This window comes from Pseudomonas sp. MYb193 (assembly GCF_002966775.1).
GTDB classification, from domain to species: Bacteria; Pseudomonadota; Gammaproteobacteria; order Pseudomonadales; family Pseudomonadaceae; genus Aquipseudomonas; species Aquipseudomonas paracarnis.
The window spans coordinates 52,769-75,449 of sequence record NZ_CP023269.1; the positions used below are offsets into that span (position 1 = coordinate 52,769).

At 60.8% G+C, this 22,681-nt stretch carries 23 protein-coding genes; 14 read left to right on the forward strand and 9 right to left on the reverse strand.

Going from position 1 to position 22,681, the window contains the following annotated elements; all coding sequences use genetic code 11:
• The first annotated feature begins 6 nt into the window (after positions 1-6).
• From CLM72_RS00255 to CLM72_RS00270, 4 genes are all read left to right on the forward strand, one after another.
• The gene (locus CLM72_RS00255; protein WP_105225286.1) at positions 7-1,305 is read left to right on the forward strand and encodes a cytochrome c; all 1,299 of its coding nucleotides are present in this window, start codon (positions 7-9) and stop codon (positions 1,303-1,305) included.
• An 82-nt stretch (positions 1,306-1,387) separates the two neighbouring features.
• Positions 1,388-2,446 (forward strand): PA0069 family radical SAM protein, encoded by a 1,059-nt coding sequence (locus CLM72_RS00260; RefSeq protein WP_105225287.1) that lies wholly within the window; start codon positions 1,388-1,390, stop codon positions 2,444-2,446.
• Between the two features lie 228 nt (positions 2,447-2,674).
• Positions 2,675-3,406, forward strand: a complete 732-nt coding sequence (locus tag CLM72_RS00265) for a carbonic anhydrase (RefSeq protein ID WP_003187331.1) — start codon at positions 2,675-2,677, stop codon at positions 3,404-3,406.
• Positions 3,407-3,491: 85 nt separating this feature from the next.
• Positions 3,492-5,033 (forward strand): SulP family inorganic anion transporter, encoded by a 1,542-nt coding sequence (locus CLM72_RS00270; protein ID WP_105225288.1) that lies wholly within the window; start codon positions 3,492-3,494, stop codon positions 5,031-5,033.
• Positions 5,034-5,165: 132 nt separating this feature from the next.
• Here CLM72_RS00270 and CLM72_RS00275 read toward each other — a convergent pair whose 3' ends face one another.
• Positions 5,166-5,813, reverse strand: coding sequence for a hypothetical protein (locus CLM72_RS00275; protein WP_105225289.1), 648 nt, complete (start codon positions 5,811-5,813; stop codon positions 5,166-5,168).
• Between the two features lie 369 nt (positions 5,814-6,182).
• Here CLM72_RS00275 and coxB point away from each other — a divergent pair, with 369 nt between their 5' ends.
• From coxB to CLM72_RS00295, 4 genes are all read left to right on the forward strand, one after another.
• Positions 6,183-7,310, forward strand: coding sequence for a cytochrome c oxidase subunit II (gene coxB / locus CLM72_RS00280; protein WP_032894328.1), 1,128 nt, complete (start codon positions 6,183-6,185; stop codon positions 7,308-7,310).
• A gap of 58 nt (positions 7,311-7,368) precedes the next feature.
• Positions 7,369-8,952, forward strand: coding sequence for a cytochrome c oxidase subunit I (gene ctaD, locus CLM72_RS00285; RefSeq protein ID WP_003187339.1), 1,584 nt, complete (start codon positions 7,369-7,371; stop codon positions 8,950-8,952).
• A gap of 135 nt (positions 8,953-9,087) precedes the next feature.
• Positions 9,088-9,639 carry a cytochrome c oxidase assembly protein gene (locus CLM72_RS00290; RefSeq protein WP_003187340.1) on the forward strand — a complete coding sequence of 184 codons (552 nt, stop codon included), beginning with the start codon at positions 9,088-9,090 and terminating at the stop codon, positions 9,637-9,639.
• A gap of 35 nt (positions 9,640-9,674) precedes the next feature.
• Positions 9,675-10,562 (forward strand): cytochrome c oxidase subunit 3, encoded by an 888-nt coding sequence (locus CLM72_RS00295; RefSeq protein WP_105225290.1) that lies wholly within the window; start codon positions 9,675-9,677, stop codon positions 10,560-10,562.
• A gap of 6 nt (positions 10,563-10,568) precedes the next feature.
• Here the strand turns inward: CLM72_RS00295 and CLM72_RS00300 are convergent, their stop codons facing one another.
• Positions 10,569-10,772 (reverse strand): twin transmembrane helix small protein, encoded by a 204-nt coding sequence (locus CLM72_RS00300; RefSeq protein WP_003187345.1) that lies wholly within the window; start codon positions 10,770-10,772, stop codon positions 10,569-10,571.
• Between the two features lie 31 nt (positions 10,773-10,803).
• Between CLM72_RS00300 and CLM72_RS00305 the strand changes: the two genes are divergently transcribed.
• The 5 genes from CLM72_RS00305 to CLM72_RS00325 are packed head-to-tail and all read left to right on the forward strand — an operon-like array spanning position 10,804 to position 14,727.
• Positions 10,804-11,568: an SURF1 family protein gene (locus CLM72_RS00305; RefSeq protein ID WP_105225291.1), complete on the forward strand. Its 765-nt coding sequence runs from the start codon at positions 10,804-10,806 to the stop codon at positions 11,566-11,568.
• Positions 11,534-12,118 (forward strand): hypothetical protein, encoded by a 585-nt coding sequence (locus tag CLM72_RS00310; protein WP_105225292.1) that lies wholly within the window; start codon positions 11,534-11,536, stop codon positions 12,116-12,118. The genes CLM72_RS00305 and CLM72_RS00310 overlap by 35 nt, the downstream gene beginning before the upstream one ends.
• Positions 12,119-12,128: 10 nt before the next feature.
• Positions 12,129-13,208: a heme A synthase gene (locus CLM72_RS00315; RefSeq protein ID WP_105225293.1), complete on the forward strand. Its 1,080-nt coding sequence runs from the start codon at positions 12,129-12,131 to the stop codon at positions 13,206-13,208.
• Positions 13,196-14,095, forward strand: coding sequence for a heme o synthase (gene cyoE, locus CLM72_RS00320; protein ID WP_105225294.1), 900 nt, complete (start codon positions 13,196-13,198; stop codon positions 14,093-14,095). The genes CLM72_RS00315 and cyoE overlap by 13 nt, the downstream gene beginning before the upstream one ends.
• Positions 14,092-14,727: an SCO family protein gene (locus CLM72_RS00325; protein ID WP_105225295.1), complete on the forward strand. Its 636-nt coding sequence runs from the start codon at positions 14,092-14,094 to the stop codon at positions 14,725-14,727. The genes cyoE and CLM72_RS00325 overlap by 4 nt, the downstream gene beginning before the upstream one ends.
• Positions 14,728-14,879: 152 nt before the next feature.
• On the opposite strand, the gene CLM72_RS00330 is transcribed toward CLM72_RS00325, so the two are convergent.
• Genes CLM72_RS00330 through CLM72_RS00340 form a run of 3 tightly spaced genes read right to left on the reverse strand, consistent with a single transcriptional unit; the run spans position 14,880 to position 17,383 of the window.
• Positions 14,880-15,650 (reverse strand): MetQ/NlpA family ABC transporter substrate-binding protein, encoded by a 771-nt coding sequence (locus CLM72_RS00330; RefSeq protein ID WP_003187353.1) that lies wholly within the window; start codon positions 15,648-15,650, stop codon positions 14,880-14,882.
• Between the two features lie 51 nt (positions 15,651-15,701).
• Positions 15,702-16,376 carry a methionine ABC transporter permease gene (locus CLM72_RS00335; RefSeq protein WP_003187354.1) on the reverse strand — a complete coding sequence of 225 codons (675 nt, stop codon included), beginning with the start codon at positions 16,374-16,376 and terminating at the stop codon, positions 15,702-15,704.
• Positions 16,376-17,383, reverse strand: coding sequence for a methionine ABC transporter ATP-binding protein (locus CLM72_RS00340; protein ID WP_034129230.1), 1,008 nt, complete (start codon positions 17,381-17,383; stop codon positions 16,376-16,378). The genes CLM72_RS00335 and CLM72_RS00340 overlap by 1 nt, the downstream gene beginning before the upstream one ends.
• A gap of 265 nt (positions 17,384-17,648) precedes the next feature.
• On the opposite strand from CLM72_RS00340, the gene katE reads away from it, so the two are divergent.
• Complete coding sequence (gene katE, locus CLM72_RS00345; protein WP_105225296.1) at positions 17,649-19,790, forward strand: catalase HPII; 2,142 nt, start codon at positions 17,649-17,651, stop codon at positions 19,788-19,790.
• An 86-nt stretch (positions 19,791-19,876) separates the two neighbouring features.
• On the opposite strand, the gene CLM72_RS00350 is transcribed toward katE, so the two are convergent.
• The 4 genes from CLM72_RS00350 to zur are packed head-to-tail and all read right to left on the reverse strand — an operon-like array spanning position 19,877 to position 22,667.
• On the reverse strand, positions 19,877-20,596 hold the full coding sequence (locus CLM72_RS00350) for a PA5502 family lipoprotein (protein ID WP_105225297.1): 720 nt from the start codon (positions 20,594-20,596) through the stop codon (positions 19,877-19,879).
• A 37-nt stretch (positions 20,597-20,633) separates the two neighbouring features.
• Positions 20,634-21,422, reverse strand: coding sequence for a zinc ABC transporter permease subunit ZnuB (gene znuB / locus CLM72_RS00355; protein ID WP_034129232.1), 789 nt, complete (start codon positions 21,420-21,422; stop codon positions 20,634-20,636).
• Entirely contained in the window at positions 21,415-22,185 is a 771-nt protein-coding gene (gene znuC, locus CLM72_RS00360; RefSeq protein ID WP_003187361.1) for a zinc ABC transporter ATP-binding protein ZnuC, read from the reverse strand. The genes znuB and znuC overlap by 8 nt, the downstream gene beginning before the upstream one ends.
• Positions 22,185-22,667, reverse strand: coding sequence for a zinc uptake transcriptional repressor Zur (gene zur, locus CLM72_RS00365; protein ID WP_014716336.1), 483 nt, complete (start codon positions 22,665-22,667; stop codon positions 22,185-22,187). Before zur ends, znuC begins: the two co-directional genes overlap by 1 nt.
• Positions 22,668-22,681: the final 14 nt, after the last annotated feature.

Consider the following 22,681-nt stretch of genomic DNA (forward strand, 5'->3'; position numbering starts at 1 on the left):
ATGACCATGAAAGCATTCGTTATCGCCTCCCTGGCGCTGTTCAGCAGCTGCTCGATCAGCGCCGCCGAAACCGATCTGATCAAGCAGGGTGAATACCTGGCGCGCGCCGGCGACTGTGTCGCCTGCCATACCGCCAAGGGTGGAAAGCCCTTCGCTGGCGGCCTGCCGATGGAAACGCCCATTGGCGTGATCTACTCCACCAACATCACCCCGGACAAGACCGGTCTGGGCGACTACAGCTTCGAGGATTTCGACAAGGCCGTGCGCCATGGCGTCGCCAAGAACGGTAGTACGCTTTACCCGGCGATGCCCTACCCGTCTTACGCACGTGTCAGCGACAGCGATATGCAAGCGCTGTATGCGTACTTCATGAAGGGGGTCGAACCGGTTGCCCAGGAAAACAAGGACAGCGATATTCCCTGGCCCCTGAGCATGCGTTGGCCGTTGGCGGCCTGGCGCTGGATGTTTGCCCCGGCAGTCGAGGCGCATCAGCCGCAAGCCGCTGCCGACCCGGTGATTGATCGCGGTGCCTACCTGGTGGAAGGTCTCGGACATTGCGGCGCCTGCCATACGCCGCGTGCCCTGACCATGCAGGAAAAAGCCCTGAGTGCCACGGACGGCAGCGCTTTCCTCTCTGGCAGTGCGCCGTTGGAAGGCTGGATTGCGAAAAGCCTGCGCGGCGACCACAAGGACGGCCTCGGCAGCTGGAGCGAGGAGCAGTTGGTGCAGTTTCTCAAGACCGGCCGCAGTGACCGCAGTGCGGTGTTCGGCGGTATGAGCGATGTGGTCGTCCATAGCATGCAGTACATGTCGGAAGATGACCTGACCGCTATCGCGCGATACCTCAAGAGCCTGCCGGCGGTCGATCCCAAGGACCAGCCGCACCAGTACGACAAGCAGGTAGCCGAAGCGCTCTGGAAAGGTGATGACAGCAAGCCGGGCGCCTCGGTGTATATCGACAACTGCGCGGCCTGCCACCGTACCGACGGCCATGGCTATACGCGGGTATTCCCGGCGCTGGCGGGCAACCCGGTGTTGCAGACGGCAGATGCCACGTCGTTGATCAACATTGTGTTGAACGGCGGCACCTTGCCGGCCACCCATGCGGCGCCGTCAACCTTCACCATGCCGGCGTTCGCCTGGCGTCTGTCGGACCAGGAAGTGGCGGATGTGGTCAGTTTTATCCGTGGCAGCTGGGGCAACCAGGGCGCGCCGGTCAAGGCGAGCGATGTGGCGGACCTGCGCAAAAACGATCTGCACACCACCTCGGGCGATGACCTGGGGCAGGTGACGCAAAAGCACTGATAAGTTCGCTGGCCGCCCAACGGCACTGGTCAGAAACCTCGCGCCTCGATACTGTATATAAAAACAGTATCGAGGCGTTTTCATGTCTACTGCGCTGCCGCCCCGTGGCCGGGGTACGGCCACCAATCTGCATAATCGCTTTGCACCCACCGTCAGCGTGGCCGAGGACGACGGTTGGTACCAGGAAGTGCCGCCGACCCAAGGCACCGAAGTGCGTATCGAAACGGCCAAGACCATCATCACCCGCAACAACTCGCCGGACTTGCCGTTTGATCGATCGATCAACCCGTATCGTGGTTGTGAACATGGTTGCATCTACTGCTATGCGCGGCCCAGCCATGCCTATTGGGACATGTCGCCCGGGCTGGACTTTGAAACCAGATTGATTGCCAAGAGCAATGCGGCCGATGTGCTGGAACAGCAGCTGTCCAAGCCGGGCTACGTGTGTGCGCCGATCAACCTGGGCTCCAATACCGATCCGTACCAGCCAATCGAGCGCGAATACCGGATCACCCGGCAAACCCTTGAAGTACTGCTGCGCTACCGCCACCCAGTGACGATCATCACCAAGGGCTCGCTGATCCTGCGCGACCTCGACCTGCTGACCGAGTTGGCCCGCCAGCGGCTGGTGGCGGTGATGATCAGCCTCACCAGCCTGGACGACGAGCTCAAGCGCATCCTGGAACCGCGCACGGCGGCCCCCAAGGCACGGCTGCGGGCGATTCGGGTAATGCGCGACGCAGGTATCCCGGTGGGCGTGCTTTGTTCGCCAATGATCCCGATGATCAACGACAGCGAGCTGGAGAGCCTGCTTACCGAAGCTCACGCGGCCGGCGCACAAAGCGCGGCGTATATGATGCTGCGCCTGCCGTTGGAGGTGGCGCCGTTGTTCGAGGAGTGGCTGGCGGCCCATTACCCCCAGCGAGCCGCCCATGTGATGAGCCTGGTGCGTCAAGTACGCGGGGGTGAGGTGTATGACAGCCGGTTTGGCGTGCGTATGCGCGGTGAAGGGCCGTTTGCCGATTTGCTGGCGCAGCGTTTCAGCAAGGCGATCAAGCGTCTGGGGCTGAATCGGCGGGAAGGGTTCAACCTTGATTGCACGGCGTTTTGCCCACCGGGCAGGCAGATGGCTTTGTTGTAGACTGAGGGAGAGATGTGCACCTTTGCTGTAGGAATAGTCGCGTTTTGACATCACTGAAACCCGCGTTCTAGAGCGGTTCATTCAGTTTGAGTTAAGTTTCGACGGTTACCTTGTTCAGCGAGTGACTGATGAGTCGGCGGCCTGGCCGGTGCTTGTTTTACAACTATTTCACCGCCATGGCGTCGAACTGACCTGAACCCTCCCCTGCATTGATCAAGAGGATGAATCATGAGTGACAAGGATAAACAGCCGTTGGCTGCGTCGGCTTCAGCCCCTCAGGTGGCGGAATCCGCCGATGCAGCGCTGCAGCATATCGTTGACGGCTTTTTGCATTTCCATCACGACGTCTTCCCCCAGCAGGAAGAACTCTTCAAGAAACTCGCCACCGCCCAGAGCCCACGGGCGATGTTCATCACCTGCGCCGACTCGCGCATCGTGCCCGAGCTGATCACCCAGAGCTCCCCAGGCGACCTGTTCGTGACCCGTAACGTCGGTAACGTGGTGCCGCCCTACGGCCAGATGAACGGCGGTGTTTCCACGGCTATCGAATACGCTGTGCTCGCCCTTGGCGTACAGCACATCATCGTGTGCGGGCATTCGGACTGCGGCGCCATGCGTGCCGTGCTCAACCCCGACAGTCTGGAAAAGATGCCAACGGTCAAGGCCTGGTTGCGTCACGCCGAGGTCGCCAAGACCATGGTCCATGACAACTGCGACTGCGCCAACGAAGGCGAGAGCATGGCGGTGCTGACCGAAGAAAACGTCATCGCCCAACTGCAACACTTGCGCACACACCCCTCCGTGGCTTCGCGCATGGCCAATGGTCATTTGTTTATCCATGGTTGGATCTACAACATCGAGACCAGCGAAATTCGGGCCTACGATGCGGACAAAGCGGCGTTCCGACCGCTGAACGGCACCGAGCCGATCCCTTCAGCGACGCCTAAAGCGCGCTTCTAAAACACTTCCCTGCCGGGTAATGCGGTGGCTGCCATGGATGCAGCCAGGCTTTACCGCGCCCGGCGAATGCCTCGGGAGAGTCATCATGCGTGCTGCTCAATTGAAAGCTGTATTGCCACGGGAGCTGCTTGCCTCGGTGGTTGTTTTTCTGGTCGCCTTGCCACTGTGCATGGGCATCGCGATTGCGTCCGGCATGCCGCCGGCCAAGGGCCTGATCACTGGCATCATCGGCGGCCTGGTGGTGGGCTGGTTGGCCGGCTCGCCGCTGCAGGTCAGCGGCCCGGCGGCGGGTCTGGCGGTGCTGGTGTTCGAGCTGGTGCGCCAGCACGGCATGCTGATGCTGGGGCCGATCCTGTTGTTGGCCGGCTTCCTGCAATTGGTGGCCGGGCGTTTGCGCCTGGGCTGCTGGTTTCGCGTCACCGCGCCGGCGGTGGTCTACGGCATGTTGGCCGGGATTGGCGTGTTGATCGTGCTGTCGCAGGTTCATGTGATGCTCGACGGCGCGCCCAAGCCATCAGGGCTGGATAACCTGGCCGGCTTCCCGGCAGCGCTGGCTGCAGCAATTCCTACCTTCGGCGGCGGGCTCGGCTGGCAGGCTGGCGTACTCGGTTTGTCGACGATGTTGGTGATGTACCTGTGGGACAAATTCCGCCCGCAACAACTGCGGTTTGTGCCTGGCGCGTTGCTTGGCGTGGGCCTGGCGACTGTTGCCAGCCTGGTGCTGGCGTTGCAGGTCAAGCGCGTGGAAGTCCCGGAAAACCTGGCGGACGCTATCGACTGGCTGCGCCCCAGCGACTTGCTGAACCTGGCAGATCCACAGTTGCTGATCGCGGCATTCGCCGTGGCGTTTATTGCCAGTGCCGAAACCCTGCTGTCTGCCGCGGCGGTGGACCGCATGCACAGTGGTCAACGTTCCGATTTCGACAAGGAATTGTCGGCCCAAGGTGTGGGCAACATGCTCTGCGGCCTGGTGGGAGCATTGCCCATGACCGGCGTGATCGTGCGCAGCTCGGCTAACGTCCAGGCCGGGGCAACCACGCGTCTGTCGGCGATGTTCCATGGCCTGTGGCTGCTGGGTTTCGTGCTCTTGCTGTCGAGCGTGCTGCAGAGCATTCCGGTCGCGAGCCTGGCGGGTGTGCTGGTGTACACCGGCATCAAGCTGGTAGACGTCAAGGCGTTCAAGGCGCTGGGCCGCTATGGGCGGATGCCGATGTTCACCTATGCGGCCACCGCGCTGGCAATCATCTTCACCGATTTGCTGACCGGTGTGCTGGTAGGGTTTGGGCTTACATTGGTGAAGCTGGCTTTCAAGGCGTCGCGCCTGAAAGTCAGCCTTATCGACCTGCCTCAGGAAGGTGAGATGGAGCTGCGTTTGACGGGGGCGGCGACCTTTCTGAAGGTGCCGGCGTTGACTCAGGTGTTGTCGGCGGTACCTGCGGGGACCACCCTGCATGTGCCGTTGAGCAACTTGAGTTACATTGACCACTCTTGCCTGGAGTTGCTGGAAGAATGGGGCCGGGCCAATGCGGCCAAGGGCTCGACGTTGGTGATCGAGGCTCGCGGTTTGAAGCGTCGGCTGGAAGGTCGGGTGAGAACGACAGTGGGGATCGGCTCAGCGCCTGCCTGACCCCCTCAAAAAACTGTGGGAGCCGGGCTTGCCCGCGATTGGCGGTGATTCAGTCAACTAAACTGTTGGCTGATACTCCGCCAATCGCGGGCAAGCCCGGCTCCCACAGTTGATCTTTGTAAGCCGGACGATTTACGCAGGTTGATCCAGCGACAGCTCAACCCCAAGCTGGCGCGACAGGCACGGCCAGCGCTTCCAGGACGCTTCGGTCTGCGGGCTCTTGAGCTGTTCGCGATAGGCCTCGACCGACTCCAGCGCAAAGCTTTCCTCGTTAAGCATCTCATCCACCGCCAGGTGCACGGCTTCATCCAATTGGTTGGCGAAGTCTTCACCGATCAGTTGGTGGGCGATCACGTTGGCCACGGTGGTATCCGCTGGAATCAGCGGCTGGCCAAAATGCTTGATATACAGATCGTTCACTTCTTCGACCAGGCGATGCGCCAGGTAGGCCTCATCCAGCAGGCCATCAAGGCCGTCGTGGCCGGCCAGAATCGCTGGCGGCTGCAGGAAAAAATGTTCAGCGATTTTCAGTACCGGTTTGATCTGGCTTTCAATCCCGGCCTCACGGGCCACGTCATTGGCGGCGTCGAGCAAGTCAGGAACCAGGTCGATGTAGGCGGTCACAAAGCGCGTCATGACGATATTGCGATCCTCGTCAGCCAGGGAAATGGCCGAGTGCAGGTGCGGCAATTGTTGTTCCAGCTGAATGGCAAGCTGGCCGGTGCTGGCTTCGTGTTGATGGGCACGGGAAATCTGCTCGCGCAATGCGGCGGTGTTCATGAAGGCTCCAGTGAAGCAGGCGTAGGAAAAGGGAGAAGATAAGGTAGTTCGTTTATACGAGCGCCTAAGACGCATTTGTCATAATTATTTCATGGTTATAGGCAGGGGTTATATCGAAATGCCATCGTTCGTCGGATAAACGATTCCGCCGCCCATTTTACGGGCTCCGTCTGTCTGTTTCTATTCATTTGCCCCCACACATTGCGGGGTTGCTACGGCTGTCTATACTCGATTTTGTACGCAATTAGCTGATGACGCCCAACTGCATGACGCAGGCAAGGCTTGGCGGTTGTAAGCAGTATGGAAGCCGCTCCCTTCGCCGCAGGTGCAAACCGGCGGGATAACAAGAAACATAAAGGGGAACCCGCAATGACGCGACATCCACACGTTTGGATGGGCCTCCTGTTGTGGTCGGTATTCGGCCAGGCGCACGCCGCCTGGACTACGAATATGGCGCCAGGGGCTACTGAAGTCAGCCACGCTGTGTTTGACCTGCACATGACCATTTTCTGGATCTGTGTGGTAATCGGCATCGTCGTGTTTGGCGCGATGTTCTGGTCGATGATCCTGCACCGCCGGTCCACGGGCCAGGTAGCGGCGAAGTTCCACGAAAGTACCACCGTGGAAATCCTCTGGACCGTGGTGCCCTTGCTGATCCTGGTGGCCATGGCCATTCCGGCCACCAAGACCCTGATCAACATCTACGACAGCAGTGAGTCGGATATCGATATCCAGGTCACCGGCTATCAGTGGAAGTGGCACTACAAATACCTGGGCCAGGATGTGGAGTTCTTCAGCAACCTGGCCACACCCGCCGAGCAGATCCATAACCAGGCCACCAAGGGCGAGCACTACCTGTTGGAAGTCGACCAGCCGCTGGTATTGCCGGTGGGCGCCAAGGTGCGCTTTCTCGTTACCGCCGCCGATGTGATCCACTCCTGGTGGGTGCCGGCCTTTGCGGTCAAGCGCGATGCTATCCCTGGCTTCGTCAACGAGGCCTGGACCCGCGTCGAGAAGCCCGGCATCTACCGTGGTCAGTGCGCTGAACTGTGTGGCAAGGACCATGGCTTCATGCCCATCGTGGTGGAGGTCAAGTCCAAGGCCGACTACGACACCTGGCTGGGCGAGCGCAAGGAGGAGGCCGCCAAGCTCAAGGAGTTGACCTCCAAGGAGTGGACGCTGGACGAACTGGTGGCCCGTGGCGACAAGGTCTATCACACCACTTGCGTGGCCTGTCACCAGGCTGAGGGCCAAGGCTTGCCACCGATGTTCCCGGCGCTCAAGGGTTCGAAAATCGCCACGGGGCCGGCCAAAGACCATCTGAGCATCGTGTATCACGGCAAGCCCGGCACCGCGATGGCAGCTTTCGGCAAGCAGCTCTCGGAAGTGGATATCGCCGCTGTGGTGACCTATGAGCGTAACGCCTGGGGCAATAACAAAGGCGACATGGTCACGCCCAAAGACGTGCTGGCTCTGAAACAGGCGGAAAGCAAATGACGACTTTCATTGCCAATGCCCTGAATCGTCCCGCTCACTCGCTTGCAGGAGAACGGCCATGAGCACTGTGATCGACCATGGTCATGCCGACCACGCCCACGGCCCCGCCAAGGGCCTGATGCGCTGGGTGCTGACCACCAACCACAAAGACATCGGCACCATGTACCTGTGGTTCGCCTTCACCATGTTCCTGCTCGGCGGCTCGTTCGCCATGGTGATCCGCGCCGAGTTGTTTCAGCCGGGCCTGCAGATCGTGCAGCCGGCGTTCTTCAACCAGATGACCACCATGCACGGGTTGATCATGGTATTCGGCGCAGTGATGCCTGCCTTTGTCGGGTTGGCCAACTGGATGATCCCGCTGATGATCGGCGCGCCGGACATGGCCCTGCCGCGCATGAACAATTTCAGCTTCTGGCTGCTGCCGGCGGCGTTCCTGCTGCTGGTGTCCACCTTGTTCACGCCCGGCGGCGGGCCGAATTTCGGCTGGACCTTCTACGCCCCGCTCTCCACCACCTATGCGCCGGAAAGCGTGACGTTCTTTATCTTTGCCATCCACCTGATGGGCATCAGTTCGATCATGGGCGCGATCAACGTGGTCGCCACCATCCTCAACCTGCGTGCGCCGGGCATGACCCTGATGAAAATGCCGCTGTTCGTATGGACCTGGCTGATCACCGCATTCCTGCTGATCGCGGTGATGCCGGTACTGGCGGGCTGCGTGACCATGATGCTGATGGATATCCACTTCGGCACCAGCTTCTTCAGTGCGGCCGGTGGTGGCGATCCCGTGCTGTTCCAGCATGTGTTCTGGTTCTTCGGGCATCCCGAGGTGTACATCATGATCCTGCCGGCCTTTGGCGCGGTCAGCTCGATCATCCCGACCTTCTCGCGCAAGCCGCTGTTCGGTTACACCTCGATGGTCTACGCCACCGCGAGCATCGCGTTCCTGTCGTTCATCGTGTGGGCGCACCACATGTTTGTGGTGGGCATTCCGCTGGTGGGTGAGCTGTTCTTCATGTACGCCACCCTGCTGATCGCCGTGCCCACCGGGGTGAAGGTGTTCAACTGGGTCAGCACCATGTGGCAAGGCTCACTGACGTTCGAGACGCCGATGTTGTTTGCGGTGGCCTTTGTGATCCTGTTCACCATCGGCGGCTTCTCCGGGCTGATGCTGGCGATTGCCCCGGCGGACTTCCAGTACCACGACACCTACTTTGTGGTGGCGCATTTCCATTACGTACTGGTGCCCGGCGCGATCTTCGGGATCTTCGCTTCGGCTTACTACTGGCTGCCGAAATGGACCGGCCACATGTACGACGAAACCTTGGGCAAGTTGCACTTCTGGTTGTCTTTCGTGGGTATGAACATGGCGTTCTTCCCCATGCACTTTGTGGGGCTGGCCGGTATGCCGCGCCGGGTGCCGGACTACAACCTGCAGTTCGCTGACTTCAATATGGTCTCGTCCATTGGTGCCTTCATGTTCGGCGCCACGCAGATCTTCTTTCTGTTCATTGTCATCAAGTGCATCCGTGGCGGCCCGCCTGCGCCGGCCAAACCGTGGGATGGCGCCGAAGGCCTGGAATGGAGCGTGCCCTCGCCGGCGCCGTATCACACCTTCACCACGCCGCCGGAGGTCAAATGAAGCCCTCCCTATACTCCCCCTGTGGGAGCGGGCTTGCCCGCGATGGCGGTATGTCAGGCGCTGAATCTACCGGCGTTGAGATCCTCATCGCAGGCAAGCCAGCTCCCACAGAAAGTCCAAAGCCAGGTGGGCGCTATGGCTGACTCCGTACCGCTCAAGCGCCTGGTCACCCGCCTGCTGATCCTGGTGCTGGCAATGTTCGCCTTCGGCTTCGCCCTAGTGCCGATCTACGACGTGATGTGCAAGGCGTTCGGCATCAACGGCAAGACCGCCGGGCAGTACGAGGGTGAGCAAATGGTTGACCCCTCTCGCCAAGTGCGGGTGCAGTTTCTGTCCACCAACGCCATCGACATGGTCTGGGAATTTCACTCCAAGGCCGATGAGATTGTGGTCAACCCCGGAGCAGTCAACGAGATGCTGTTCGTGGCCTACAACCCCACTGATAAGCCGATGACCGCCCAGGCAATACCCAGTATTTCCCCGGCCGAAGCGGCGATGTACTTCCACAAGACCGAATGCTTTTGCTTCACCCAGCAAGTGTTGCAGCCCGGTGAGCGCATTGAGATGCCCGTACGTTTCATCGTCGACCGCGCGATGCCCAAGGATGTGAAGCATTTGACCCTGGCGTACACGCTGTTCGATATCACTGCGCGCCAGCCGCCCGTGGCCGTCAGGACTGGGGGCTAGCTACTGTTTGCCCCCTCAATCAGGAGAGCGAATACATGTCGACTCATGATACGTACTACGTACCAGCGCAAAGCAAATGGCCAATAATTGCCACGATTGGCCTGCTGGTCACCGTGTATGGCCTGGCCGTGTGGTTCAACGACTTGAAGGCCGCGCGTCCCGAATCCCACGGGCCGTGGGTCTTTTTCGTCGGCGGTTTGTTGCTGGCCTACATGCTGTTTGGCTGGTTTGGCGCGGTGATCAAGGAAAGTCGCGCCGGGCTGTACAGCGCCCAGATGGACCGCTCGTTCCGCTGGGGCATGACCTGGTTCATCTTTTCGGAGGTGATGTTCTTCATCGCCTTTTTTGGTGCGCTGTTCTACGTGCGCGTCTGGGCTGGGCCTTGGTTGGCGGGCGAAGGGCCCAAGGGCATTGCCCATATGCTGTGGCCGAACTTTGAGTTTGCCTGGCCCCTGCTGAACAACCCCGACCCCAAGCTCTACCCAGCGCCCAAAGGCACCATCAGCCCCTGGGGCCTGCCATTGGTCAACACCATCCTGCTGGTGAGTTCCAGCGTGACCATCACCATTGCCCACCATGCCCTGCGCAAAGGCCATCGTGGTGCGCTGAAACTCTGGTTGGCGATCACCGTGCTGCTGGGCCTGGCGTTTCTTGGGTTCCAGGCCGAGGAATACATCCACGCCTACAAAGAGTTGGGCCTCACCCTGGGTTCAGGCGTGTACGGCGCGACGTTCTTTATGCTCACGGGCTTTCACGGCGCCCACGTGACCATCGGCACCATCATTCTGTTTGTGATGCTGATGCGCATCCTGCGCGGGCATTTCAATGCCGAGCACCAGTTCGGTTTCGAGGCGGCCAGTTGGTATTGGCACTTTGTGGACGTGGTGTGGATCGGGCTGTTTTTCTTTGTCTATGTGCTGTGACGCCGGTTACCACGGCGCATGAGAGACCAATTGGCCGCTGAAAAAACCCCAGGCGATCAAGCCCACGGTGATCACGGCCAGCGTGACACGCACGGTCAAGGCGGTGACGAGGCGGTTGGAGTTGCCCTCGTCCTTGACCAGGAAGAACAAGCCACTGAACAGGCTCACGACGGTCGCGATCAGCATCAGGGCAATGGCGGCTTTGAGCATGGTCTGGCTCCGGGCTAATTGGGGAGGGGCGATGAGATCGAGTATAGCCAGTGCCATGCAACGCTTTCGTCCGGGCATCGCGCCGACGCTGGTGGTACTGGTGTTGCTGCCATTGATGGTGGGCCTGGGGTTTTGGCAATTGTCCCGCGGGCACGAAAAGCAACTGTTGGTAGACCGTTATGCCGAGCGCCGCGCCGCCGAGCCGGTCAGCAGTGCGCAACTCAATGACATGGCTGATCCAGCCTTCCGTCGTGTTCACCTTCGCGGGCAACTGGATGGTGAACACAGCGTATTGCTGGATAACCGCATGCGTGACGGCAAGGCCGGTGTCGAGTTGCTGCAACCCTTTCATGATCAGGCCAGCGGCCTGTGGCTGTTGCTCAATCGCGGCTGGCTGCCCTGGCCGGACCGGCGTATCGCGCCCGCCTTTACTACTCCTGAACAGACGCTGAACCTCGACGCCTGGGTGTACGTCGCCCCCGGCGAGACCTTCCAACTGCATGCCGACCCGGCCAGCACGCAATGGCCGCGCCTGCTTACCGCGCTGCACCCTGCCGCCCTGTGGGGCGAACTGGGGCGCAGTGGTTTTGCTTATGAATTGCGTGCCGAAGCGGGCCCCGGCACCTACGAAACCACCTGGCCCGTCGTCGCCATGGGCCCGGAAAAACACCTGGCCTACGCTGTGCAATGGTTCGCCATGGCCATGGCGTTGCTGGCGCTTTACCTCTACCTCGGATGGCATAACAAAAAGGAGAAGCCCCATGGGAGCGGCCATGAATCCACCCAGCACACCTGACACGCCTGATCGGCGCAAGGGGCGCTGGCAGCTGATTTTGATCTTGATGATGGTGATCGGCCCGATGGCGCTGGCCACCTTCATGTACAAATTGCAGTTCTGGGTGCCGGACAGCCGCAGCTATCACGGCGAACTGATCGGCAACGGCCAGACCCGTGCCGACATCGGCGTGCAGGCCGATGAACAGCGCTGGCAACTGCTGGTCACCGCCCCCACCGCCTGTGCCGCTGATTGCCAGCAACTGGTGTACCTGGCGCGCCAGCTGCAGATCAGCCTTGGCAGGGATGCATCCCGTGCCAGCCATGCCCTGGCCGGCGCGCAACCGTTGCGCAGCGAATACGAGGCCAAGCTCAAGGCCGAATATCCACAGCTGCAGCGCTACCCGCTGGATGTGTCGACCTTTACCAGGAACGCTGCCGCGCCCGGCGAGGCACAACTGTGGATCGTCGACCCCCACGGCAATCTGGTGCTGCGCTACGACGCCAAGGTCAAGGGCAAGGACTTGCTCAACGACCTGCGCTTGCTGCTGAAACTGTCGAACATCGGATAAGGGCACCCTCATGGCCAAGCCTGGATTTCGCCTCGCGCTGTTTGCCACGCTTCTGGCGTTGTTTGTCGTGCTGCTCGGCGCCTATACCCGCCTGACTCACGCCGGTCTCGGCTGCCCGGACTGGCCGGGCTGCTATGGCTTTATCAGCGTGCCGCAAAGCGAAGCCCAACTGGCCCATGCCGAGTTGCACTTTCCCGACACGCCAGTGGAGGCCGACAAAGGCTGGGCCGAGATGACCCATCGCTACTTCGCGGGCAGCCTGGGCCTGTTGATCGCGCTGCTGGCGGCGCGTTCGTGGCGTCATCGACGCGATCCGGGCCAGCCGGTGAAGCTACCGCTGTTCCTGCTGGCGGTGGTGTTCGCCCAAGCGGCGTTCGGCATGTGGACCGTGACCTTGAAGCTCTGGCCGCAAGTGGTCACAGGGCATCTTTTGGGCGGCTTTGCGACCTTGAGCCTGCTGTTTCTGCTGACCCTGCGGCTGTCCGGCGTACTACCGGCGCTGGTCGTGCCCAAGCGCCTGCAATATTGGGCGACGGCGGGGCTGGTGCTGGTGATCGGGCAGATCGCCCTGGGCGGCTGGGTCAGCTCCAACTACGCGGCGGTGGCCTGTGTCGATTTGCCCACCTGCCATGGCCAATGGTGGCCGACGGCAGACTTCGCCAATGGTTTTCACCTGACCCAGCACATCGGCCCCAATTACCTGGGGGGCCAGCTCGACAGCGAAGCGCGCACTGCCATCCACCTGACGCATCGCATCGGCGCCGTGCTGGTCACGCTGGTGCTGCTCGGTTTGGCCTGGCAACTGCGAGCAGTAGGGATGACGCGCCTGGTCGGCCTGCTGTTGATCGCCCTGGCTGCGCAGATCTGCCTGGGGGTGAGCAATGTGGCGTTCGGCTTGCCCCTGCCGGTGGCGGTCGCACACAACGCCGGCGGGGCAGCGTTGTTGTTGACGCTGGTGCTGGTCAATTATCACGCGCGCACCAGCCTGGTTCGGGTGCGTCACCCGCGCCTGTTCGGCTGGCGTTTTATCCCGCGCAAACAGGTGTCGGGCCTTATCACCCTTAAAGGAGAGCTGCCATGGCGACCGTGATCAGCGCACGTCGCGACCGGGCCATCTGGCGTGACTATTTAGAGCTGACCAAGCCCAAAGTAGTGGTGCTGATGCTGATTACTTCGCTGGTGGGCATGTTCCTTGCCACCCGCGCCGGGGTGCCCTGGGCAGTGCTGGTGTTCGGCAACCTCGGCATTGCCCTGTGTGCCGGCGGCGCGGCTGCGGTGAACCATGTGGTCGATCGACGGATTGATGCCGTGATGGCGCGCACTCACAAGCGGCCGATGGCTGAGGGGCGTGTCTCGCCGATGGCGGCGTTAGCGTTTGCGTTGTTCCTGGCTATTGCAGGATTAGCCCTGCTGCTGGCGTTCACCAACCCGCTGGCGGCCTGGCTGACCTTGGCTTCGCTGCTGGGTTATGCAGTGATCTATACCGGCTTTCTCAAGCGAGCGACGCCGCAGAATATCGTCATCGGCGGTCTGGCCGGTGCGGCGCCGCCGCTGCTGGGCTGGGTGGCTGTCACTGGGCATGTGAGTGCCGAACCCTTGCTGCTGGTGCTGATCATCTTCGCCTGGACCCCGCCACACTTCTGGGCCCTGGCCATTCACCGCAAAGAGGAATACGCCAAGGCCGACATCCCGATGCTGCCGGTCACCCATGGCGAACACTACACCAAGGTGCATATCCTGCTGTACACCTTCGCCCTGCTGGCGGTGAGCTTGATGCCCTACGTTATCCACATGAGCGGGCTGCTCTACCTGGGCTGTGCGCTGGTATTGGGTGCGCGCTTTCTGCAATGGGCCTGGGTGTTGTACCGTGGCAGCCAGCCGCACGCGGCGATCAACACGTTCAAGTACTCTATCTGGTACTTGCTGCTGCTGTTTATCGCCCTGCTCGTAGACCACTACTTATTGTTGAACCTATGACTCGAACTCAAAAAACCGTCTTCATCCTCGTGGCCCTGGTGGCGTTGATCATGGGCCTGACCGTCAACAAAGTGCTCTCGGGCAAAGGCCAGGGCGATCCCACTGCGCTGATCGACGCTGGCATCATTCTGCTGCCGCAAAGCCGCCAGTTGCCAGCGGTGGCCATGACCGACCAGGAAGGCCAGCCGGTGGTGGTCAATGAGTTGAAGGGCAAGTGGAGCCTGCTGTTTTTCGGTTACACCTTCTGCCCGGATATCTGCCCGACCACCCTCGCCCAGCTTCGCCAGATCAAGGGTGAGCTGCCCAAAGAGGCTGTGGACAAGTTGCAGGTGATCCTGGTCAGCGTCGATCCGCACCGCGATACCCCGGCGCAGCTCAAGCAGTACCTGGGTTACTTCGACCCACAATTCCAAGGCCTGACTGGCGCGAACGTGGAGGATGTGCAGAAGGTCTCGAATGCGGTGAGCATTCCCTTCATTCCGGCGGATACCAGCAAGCCGAACTACACCGTCGACCACAGCGGTAACCTGGCGCTGATCGGCCCGGATGGTACTCAGCGTGGGTTTATTCGCGCGCCGTTGAACAACAAGAAACTGGTGGCGCAGTTGCCGGGTTTGCTACAGCGCAAATAGAGTCAAGGCGAGACAAATGTGGGAGCTGGCTTGCTCGCGAAAGTTGGGTGTCAGTCGCCGAAAATATTGACTGAACTACCGCATTCGCGAGCAAGCCCGCTCCCACATTTATTGATCTCCATTAAGCAGGAGATCGGTCTATCAGGTCGAAATCAGAACGCCGGCTTGATCGCGCCTTTGTACTTCTCTTCGATGAATTTCTTCACTTCAGGCGTGTGCAGGGCTGCAACCAGCTTCTTCACCGCGTCCGCATCCTTGTTGTCTTCGCGGGTTACCAGGATGTTCACGTAAGGCGAATCGCTGCCTTCGATCACCAGGGCATCCTTGGATGGGTCAAGCTTGGCTTCCAGGGCGTAGTTGGTGTTGATCAGCGCCAGGTCGACCTGGGTCAGCACGCGCGGCAGGGTGGCGGCTTCCAGTTCGCGGAATTTCAGGTTTTTATCGTTGCCGGTGATGTCCTTGATGGTCGACAGGATGTTGGTCGGGTCCTTCAGGGTGATCAGGCCGTTCTTGGCCAGCAGCAACAGCGCACGGCCGCCGTTGGTGGCGTCGTTCGGGATCACCACGTTGGCGCCGTCAGGCAGGTCGGCCAGTTTTTTGTACTTGCTGGAGTAAGCGCCCAGAGGTTCCAGGTGCACAGCGCCGACGCTCACCAGGTGAGTGCCTTTGGCCTTGTTGAATTCATCCAGGTACGGCTGGTGCTGGAAGAAGTTGGCATCCAGGCGCTTTTCAGCCACCTGTACGTTCGGCTGCACGTAGTCGGTGAAGACTTTGACCTTCAGATCCACGCCTTCTTTGGCCAGGGCAGGCTTCACGAATTCGAGGATTTCGGCGTGAGGCACCGGCGAAGCAGCGACCGTAATGGTCTCGGCGTGGGCGGAAAACGCAGCCACGGCGGCGAAAGCAACCAGTAGTTTTTTCATCCAGCAAGCTCCTTGTTCGGGCATCTGCCGGCTATGTGCCGGCAATGGCCGTTATTTACGAGAAAAGTGCACCACCAGCCGGTCGCCGACGGTTTGCAGAATTTGCACCAGAATCAACAGCATCACCACAGTGACCACCATCACATCGGTCTGGAAGCGCTGGTAGCCAAAACGGATTGCCAGGTCGCCCAGGCCGCCAGCACCGACCACACCAGCCATCGCGGTGTAGGAAACCAGTGTAATCGCCGTCACCGTAATCGCCGCGAAGATGCCAGGGCGGGCCTCGGGCAATAGGGCATTGGTGATGATCTGGCGGGTGGTGGCGCCCATGGCCTGGGTGGCTTCGATGATGCCACGGTCCACTTCGCGCAGTGCGGTTTCCACCAGGCGCGCAAAGAATGGCGTAGCGCCGACGACCAGTGGTGGGATCGCACCGGCAACACCCAGCGACGTGCCGGTGATCAGTACCGTGAACGGAATCATCACGATCAACAGGATGATGAACGGCAGCGAGCGCAAGATATTCACGATCAACGACAACAGTGCATACAGGCCTTTTTGTTCGAACAGCTGGCGCGGGCTGGTCAGGAACAACAGCACGCCCAGGGGCAGCCCCAGTAGCACGGTGAAGAACAGCGAGCCGAACAGCATGGTCATGGTGTCGCCGGTGGCGAGCCAGATTTCAGACCAGTCGATATTGGCGAAGAAACTCAGGAAAACGTCCATCAGCGCAGGACCTCCATGTGAACGTCGGCAGCGGTGAAGCGTGCGAACGCGGCTTCCATGTCACCGCCGGTGACGGCGAGGGTCAGTTGCCCGTAAGGGATGTCTTTGATGCGGTCGATACGACCGGCAAGAATGCTGTAGTCCACACCGGTTTCCCGTGCGACGGTACCCAGCAGTGGCGCGTAGGTCGCGTCCCCTTGGAACGTCAGGCGCACGATACGGCCTGGCACATGGGCAAAGTCGTCGCGCTGCTCGCCTTCGTCCACCTGTTCGGCTTCTTGTACGAAGCGTTTGGTGGTCGGGTGCTTGGGGTGCAGGAACACGTCGGCGACCGAGCCTTGCTCGACGATCACCCCGGCGTCCATCACGGCGACCTGGTCGCATACGCGGCGGATCACGTCCATTTCATGGGTGATCAACACGATGGTCAGGTTCAGCTCGCGGTTGATCTCGGCCAGCAGTTGCAGGACCGACGCCGTGGTTTGCGGGTCGAGGGCGCTGGTGGCTTCGTCGCACAGCAGGATTTTTGGCTTGGTCGCCAGGGCTCGGGCGATGCCGACGCGCTGTTTCTGGCCACCGGACAACTGCGCCGGGTACTTCTTGGCGTGGTCCGACAAGCCGACGCGGGCGAGCAGCTCAGCCACACGCTGGTCGATTTCCTTGCGCGACAGTTCGCCGGCGAGCGTCAGCGGCAGCGCCACGTTGTCGGCGACGGTCTTGGACGCCAGCAAGTTGAAGTGCTGGAAGATCATCCCGACCTGCTGGCGAAAGCGCCGCAGGCCGTTGGCGTCCAGCGCAGTGACTTCTTCGCCATCCACCTTGATCTGGCCGCCACTGGGCTCTTCCAGACGGTTGATCAGGCGCAACAGGGTGCTTTTACCGGCACCCGAGTGGCCAATCAGGCCAAACACCTGGCCGTTCTCGACGCGCAGGCTGGTGGGGTGCAGTGCGGGAATATCCTTACCGGCGACGCGGTAGGTTTTATGGACGTTTTGAAACTCGATCACGTAGCGAACCTTGTGGGGCGCATTGAAAAGGGATCAGCGGTTAGCCGGGCGCGCATTTTAGCCTGTCCATCTAGTGTTTCTTAGCATTTATTTCGTATCCATCCAGCGATTTGGCAATAACGAGACCAAAGGTCATAAAAAAGGAACGGTGCAAAACCCAGTCAGTCACTACTTAAGCAACTCGATTTCCCAGGTGCCGTGCCTGGGGTTTTGCTCAAACGAGCCGGGGACCGCTCTGGCCACTTTGAATAAGGAGTTTTGACTGATGAGTACCAAGAAGCCAGCCACCCCGCCGAAGAGTGAACTCGCGGGCACTGATACCCTTGACCGTGGCAACACCAACGCCAAGCTGCAGGCGTTGGAAGAATTCCGTTCCGATGCAACCGGCCAGGCCCTGCGCACCAACCAGGGCGTGAAAATTTCCGATAACCAGAACAGCCTGAAAGTCGGCGCCCGCGGCCCGTCGCTGCTGGAAGACTTCATCATGCGTGAAAAGATCACGCACTTCGACCATGAGCGCATCCCGGAGCGCATCGTGCATGCCCGTGGTACGGGGGCCCATGGCTATTTCCAGAGTTACGGCGACCATTCGGCGCTGACCAAGGCAGGTTTCCTGCGCACGCCTGAGCATAAAACCCCGGTGTTCGCGCGTTTTTCCACGGTGCAGGGCCCGCGTGGCTCCGGCGACACCGTGCGTGACGTTCGCGGTTTTGCCGTGAAGTTCTTCACCGACGAAGGCAACTTCGACCTGGTGGGCAACAACATGCCGGTGTTCTTCATCCAGGATGCGATCAAATTTCCTGACTTCGTCCACGCGGTGAAACCCGAGCCTCATAACGAGATTCCTACCGGCGGTTCGGCCCACGATACGTTCTGGGACTTTGTTTCGCTGCAACCGGAATCCGCGCACATGGTGATCTGGGCCATGTCCGACCGCGCCATTCCAAAAAGCCTGCGCGCCATGCAGGGTTTTGGGGTACACACCTTCCGTTTGATCAATACCGAAGGTAAGTCCAGCTTCGTGAAGTTCCACTGGCGTCCAACAGTCGGCACCTGCTCGCTGGTATGGGATGAGGCGCAAAAGCTGGCCGGTAAAGATACGGACTACCACCGTCGTGACCTGTGGGAAGCGATTGAAAGCGGCGATTACCCCGAGTGGGAGCTGGGCGTACAGATCGTGGCCGAAGAAGACGAGCACACGTTTGATTTCGACTTGCTCGACCCGACCAAGATCATTCCAGAAGAACTGGTGCCGATCACGCCGCTGGGCAAAATGGTGCTCAACCGTAACCCGGACAACTTCTTCGCTGAAGTCGAGCAGGTTGCGTTCTGCCCGGGCCACATCGTGCCGGGCATCGACTTCACCAACGACCCATTGCTGCAGGGCCGTCTGTTTTCCTACACCGATACCCAGATCAGCCGACTGGGCGGGCCGAACTTTCATGAGATTCCAATCAACCGGCCTGTCGTGCCTTTTCATAACGGCCAGCGCGACGCTCAGCATCGCACCGTGATTGATAAGGGTCGTGCGTCCTACGAGCCAAACTCTATTGATGGTGGTTGGCCGAAAGAAACCCCTGCTGGTCCTACCGATGGTGGCTTTGAGTCCTACTACGAGCGCGTCGATGCCAACAAAGTGCGTGAGCGCAGCGAATCCTTCGGTGACCATTTCTCCCAGGCGACGCTGTTCTACAACAGCATGAGCCACCACGAGAAAGAGCACATTATCGCGGCCTACAGTTTTGAGCTGGGCAAGGTGGAGCGCGAGTTCATCCGTGCGCGCCAGGTCAACGAGATCCTGGCCAATATCGACCTGGAGCTGGCCAAGCGCGTTGCGCAGAACCTGGGCTTGCCGGCGCCGACCAAGGGCACCGTGCCTGCCCGTGAAACCTCGTTGAAAGAATCGCCAGCCTTGAGCCAGGTGAATTTGCTATCGGGCGATATCAAAACGCGCAAAGTGGCGATTCTGGCAGCCAACGGCGTTGATGGTGCGGCCATTGACGCGTTAAAAGCCGCGCTTGAAGCTGAAGGTGCCCATGCCAAGTTGCTGGGGCCTACTTCGGCGCCGGTGACCACCGCGCAGGGCAAGACGCTGCCGGTCGACGCCTCGATGGAAGGCATGCCGTCCATTGCCTTCGACGCAGTGTTTATCCCGGGTGGCAAAGAGTCCGTGAAGGCGCTGAGCGGTGATGGCGTGGCGTTGCATTACGTACTGGAAGCCTACAAACACCTGAAGGCGATTGCGGTAGCCAGCGATGTGAAGCCGTTGCTGGACCTGCTGAAGCTGGAAGCGGATGCGGGGTTGATCGTGGGCGCGGATGCCAAGGCGTTCAAGGCCTTCTTCGCGGCGATTGCCCAGCATCGGGTGTGGGAGCGTGAGCCGAAATCCAAGGCGATTCCGGCTTAACTTATCGGTTGTTTGTTAGATCGTCATCGTAGGCAAACCAGCTCCCACACCGTTCAAATGTGGGAGCTGGCTTGCCTGCGATGCTTTTAATCCGCCTTGCGCGGAATCAGCACAACCTGCGCCGGAATATGTTTCAGGATTTGCCGGTGAATCTTCAGGTCATACCCCGAATCAATCCGCTTGACCCGCTTGGTCAGTAACGTGGCCAGCCACGGGTAATCCTGGGTGCGTGGCACCTGGATGCTGACATCGCACTGGTAATTCACCACATCGGTCGCGATGGCGTCCAACTGATGGCGCATGTCTTCAACATCCGCAAGGTTCAGCGCCACGGTGGTGCTTGGCGCTGCCGGGTCGATGACCTTGGCGGCAGGCTTGGCCTCAGCGGCTTTCAACGCAGCTTCTGCCTGGTCCAATTCGGCTTTGCGCGCATGGCTGATGGCGCTGTTGACGCCACCGGTCAGCGCAGGCGCCTTGGGCATCAGGGCGCGGGCACGGCTCAGGGCCGTGGCGGCAGCGTTGACGTCGCCTTTTTGCAGCACGATCTGGCTGCGCTGCAGGTAGGCTTCGGCCAATTGACGCTGGTAGGCCTCTAGTGCCGGGTCGCTGGGCGATTGGGCCTGTAGTGCAGCCAGTTGGTCTTCGGCGGTGGCCAATTCGCTGCTGGCCAGGTTTTGTTCCAGCTGCGCGATGGCCGCAGCCCGCGGATCCGGAGCCTGGGGGGCAGCGGGCGGCGTACTTTGGCAGGCGCCCAGCAGCAGTGAAAATGCGGCAAGGAGCAGATAACGGGAGGTGAACGGCTTCATTCCTGCGACTCTCTATTTGCGCAAAAAGCGATCAAGTCTACACCCCTCGACGGGGCAGGACAAAACTCAGCAGAAACAGGGCGGCCGCCGTAACCACAATCGACGGCCCGGCCGGTGTGTCCTTGAACCAGGACAGCGCCAGGCCACCACACACTGCAAGCATCCCCAGGAGGCTGGCGCCAATCGCCATCTGCTCCGGAGAGCGAGCGTGGCGCTGGGCGGCGGCGGCTGGAATGATCAGCAGCGACGTGATCAACAATACGCCGACAATCTTCATCGCGACAGCAATCACCACGGCGATGAGCAACATCAAGGCCATACGCAGGCCTGCGACGGGCAAGCCTTCTACCTTGGCCAGTTCTTCATGCACGGTGATCGCCAGCAACGGGCGCCACAGGGCCACCAGCAACACCAGCACCGCAGCGCTGCCGCCGAGGATCCAGGCCAGGTCGGTCGGGCTGATCGCCAGCAGGTCACCGAACAGGTAGGCCATCAGGTCGATGCGCACTTCATGCATGAAGCTCAGCACCACCAGGCCCAGGGACAAGGTGCTGGGTGCGAGGATGCCCAGCAGGGTGTCGGAGGCCAGTGGCTGGCGTTGCTGCAGGGTCACCAGCAGCACGGCTAGCAGCAGGCAGCCGACGGTCACGGCGATGGCCGGGCTTACATCCAGCAGAAAGCCCATGGCCACGCCCAGCAAGGCGGCATGGGACAAGGTGTCGCCGAAATAGGCCATGCGTCGCCAGACCACGAACGAGCCCAATGGGCCCGCCACCAGTGCCAAAGCCAAGCCTGCCAGCAGGGCGTAGAGCAGAAAATCAGCCATGCTTGCAGCTATCTCCATGAACGTGGGGGGTATCGACGACGGCGCCATGCAGGTCATGGGCGTGGTCATGGTGGTGATGGTAGATCGCCAGGCTCTGGGCGTTCTTGCCGAACAGTTCCACGAACGCCGGGTCGCCACTGACCTGTTCCGGGTGGCCGGAGCAGCACACGTGGCGGTTGAGGCAGACCACTTGGTCGGTGGTGCTCATGACCAGGTGCAAGTCGTGGGAGACCATCAGTACGCCGCAACCATGGCGGTCGCGCAGGCGGGTGATCAGGCTGTACAGCTCGGCCTGGCCGGCGACATCGACGCCTTGCACGGGCTCATCGAGTACCAGCAGCTCGGGCTCGCGCAGCAAGGCGCGGGCCAGCAGCACGCGCTGCATTTCGCCACCGGAAATACTTTGCACCGGGTTGTCGATGACGTGTTCGGCGCCGACTTCCTTAAGCGCAGCCTGGGCGCGGGCGCGGTCTACGCCAGGCACCAGGCGCAGGAAGCGCAATACGGAGAGCGGCAATGTCGGGTCCACATGCAGCTTTTGCGGCATATAGCCCACGCGCAGCTTGGGCTTGCGCCAAACCGTGCCGCTGTGGGGCTTGAGCAGCCCGAGCACGGCGCGCACCAAGGTGGTTTTGCCGGCGCCGTTGGGGCCGATCAGGGTGACGATTTGCCCCGGTTCCACGCTCAGTGCGATGTTCTCCAGCACGTTTTGCCCGGCGAACGTGACCCCGACCTGCTCCAGGCGGATTAACGCATTGCTCATCAAACCCCCTGGCAGCCTGCGCACAGGCCGACCACTTCGACCGTTTGCCCTTCGACCTTGAAGCCGACGTCGGCAGAGCTTTTGATAATGGCGTCGCTGATGCTTTTTTGTTCAAGCTCAATGGCGGCGTGGCACTCGCGGCAGATCAGGAACTGGCCCTGATGCGCGTGCTCCGGGTGGTTGCAACCGACAAAGGCGTTAAGCGAGGCGATACGGTGCACCAGGCCGTTTTCCAGCAGGAAATCCAACGCACGGTAAACGGTGGGCGGCGCGGCGCGGCGGCCGTCCTGCTCGCTGAGGACGCCGAGAATGTCGTACGCGCCCAAAGGCTTGTGGCTCTGCCACACCAGCTCCAGCACCCGGCGACGCAAGGCGGTCAGGCGCAAGCCTTTCTTTGCGCACAGGGTGTCGGCCTCTGACAATGCGGTGTGCACGCAGTGAGAGTGGTCGTGGGGACGGCTGGCAAGCGGTGTTTTAGGCATGAGCGGCGACAGAT

Excerpts from the sequence above, each read along its gene's own strand:
- CLM72_RS00255 (WP_105225286.1), top strand. The coding sequence starts at position 7 with ATGAAAGCATTCGTTATCGCCTCCCTGGCGCTGTTCAGCAGCTGCTCG.
- CLM72_RS00315 (WP_105225293.1), top strand. The coding sequence starts at position 12,129 with ATGGCCAAGCCTGGATTTCGCCTCGCGCTGTTTGCCACGCTTCTGGCG.
- znuC (WP_003187361.1), bottom strand. The coding sequence starts at position 22,185 with ATGAGCAATGCGTTAATCCGCCTGGAGCAGGTCGGGGTCACGTTCGCC.
- CLM72_RS00260 (WP_105225287.1), top strand. The coding sequence starts at position 1,388 with ATGTCTACTGCGCTGCCGCCCCGTGGCCGGGGTACGGCCACCAATCTG.
- CLM72_RS00290 (WP_003187340.1), top strand. The coding sequence starts at position 9,088 with ATGGCTGACTCCGTACCGCTCAAGCGCCTGGTCACCCGCCTGCTGATC.
- CLM72_RS00270 (WP_105225288.1), top strand. The coding sequence starts at position 3,492 with ATGCGTGCTGCTCAATTGAAAGCTGTATTGCCACGGGAGCTGCTTGCC.
- coxB (WP_032894328.1), top strand. The coding sequence starts at position 6,183 with ATGACGCGACATCCACACGTTTGGATGGGCCTCCTGTTGTGGTCGGTA.
- katE (WP_105225296.1), top strand. The coding sequence starts at position 17,649 with ATGAGTACCAAGAAGCCAGCCACCCCGCCGAAGAGTGAACTCGCGGGC.
- CLM72_RS00335 (WP_003187354.1), bottom strand. The coding sequence starts at position 16,376 with ATGGACGTTTTCCTGAGTTTCTTCGCCAATATCGACTGGTCTGAAATC.
- cyoE (WP_105225294.1), top strand. The coding sequence starts at position 13,196 with ATGGCGACCGTGATCAGCGCACGTCGCGACCGGGCCATCTGGCGTGAC.
- zur (WP_014716336.1), bottom strand. The coding sequence starts at position 22,667 with ATGCCTAAAACACCGCTTGCCAGCCGTCCCCACGACCACTCTCACTGC.
- CLM72_RS00350 (WP_105225297.1), bottom strand. The coding sequence starts at position 20,596 with ATGAAGCCGTTCACCTCCCGTTATCTGCTCCTTGCCGCATTTTCACTG.
- CLM72_RS00305 (WP_105225291.1), top strand. The coding sequence starts at position 10,804 with ATGAGATCGAGTATAGCCAGTGCCATGCAACGCTTTCGTCCGGGCATC.
- CLM72_RS00295 (WP_105225290.1), top strand. The coding sequence starts at position 9,675 with ATGTCGACTCATGATACGTACTACGTACCAGCGCAAAGCAAATGGCCA.
- CLM72_RS00310 (WP_105225292.1), top strand. The coding sequence starts at position 11,534 with ATGGGAGCGGCCATGAATCCACCCAGCACACCTGACACGCCTGATCGG.
- ctaD (WP_003187339.1), top strand. The coding sequence starts at position 7,369 with ATGAGCACTGTGATCGACCATGGTCATGCCGACCACGCCCACGGCCCC.
- CLM72_RS00275 (WP_105225289.1), bottom strand. The coding sequence starts at position 5,813 with ATGAACACCGCCGCATTGCGCGAGCAGATTTCCCGTGCCCATCAACAC.
- CLM72_RS00330 (WP_003187353.1), bottom strand. The coding sequence starts at position 15,650 with ATGAAAAAACTACTGGTTGCTTTCGCCGCCGTGGCTGCGTTTTCCGCC.
- CLM72_RS00265 (WP_003187331.1), top strand. The coding sequence starts at position 2,675 with ATGAGTGACAAGGATAAACAGCCGTTGGCTGCGTCGGCTTCAGCCCCT.
- CLM72_RS00325 (WP_105225295.1), top strand. The coding sequence starts at position 14,092 with ATGACTCGAACTCAAAAAACCGTCTTCATCCTCGTGGCCCTGGTGGCG.
- znuB (WP_034129232.1), bottom strand. The coding sequence starts at position 21,422 with ATGGCTGATTTTCTGCTCTACGCCCTGCTGGCAGGCTTGGCTTTGGCA.
- CLM72_RS00300 (WP_003187345.1), bottom strand. The coding sequence starts at position 10,772 with ATGCTCAAAGCCGCCATTGCCCTGATGCTGATCGCGACCGTCGTGAGC.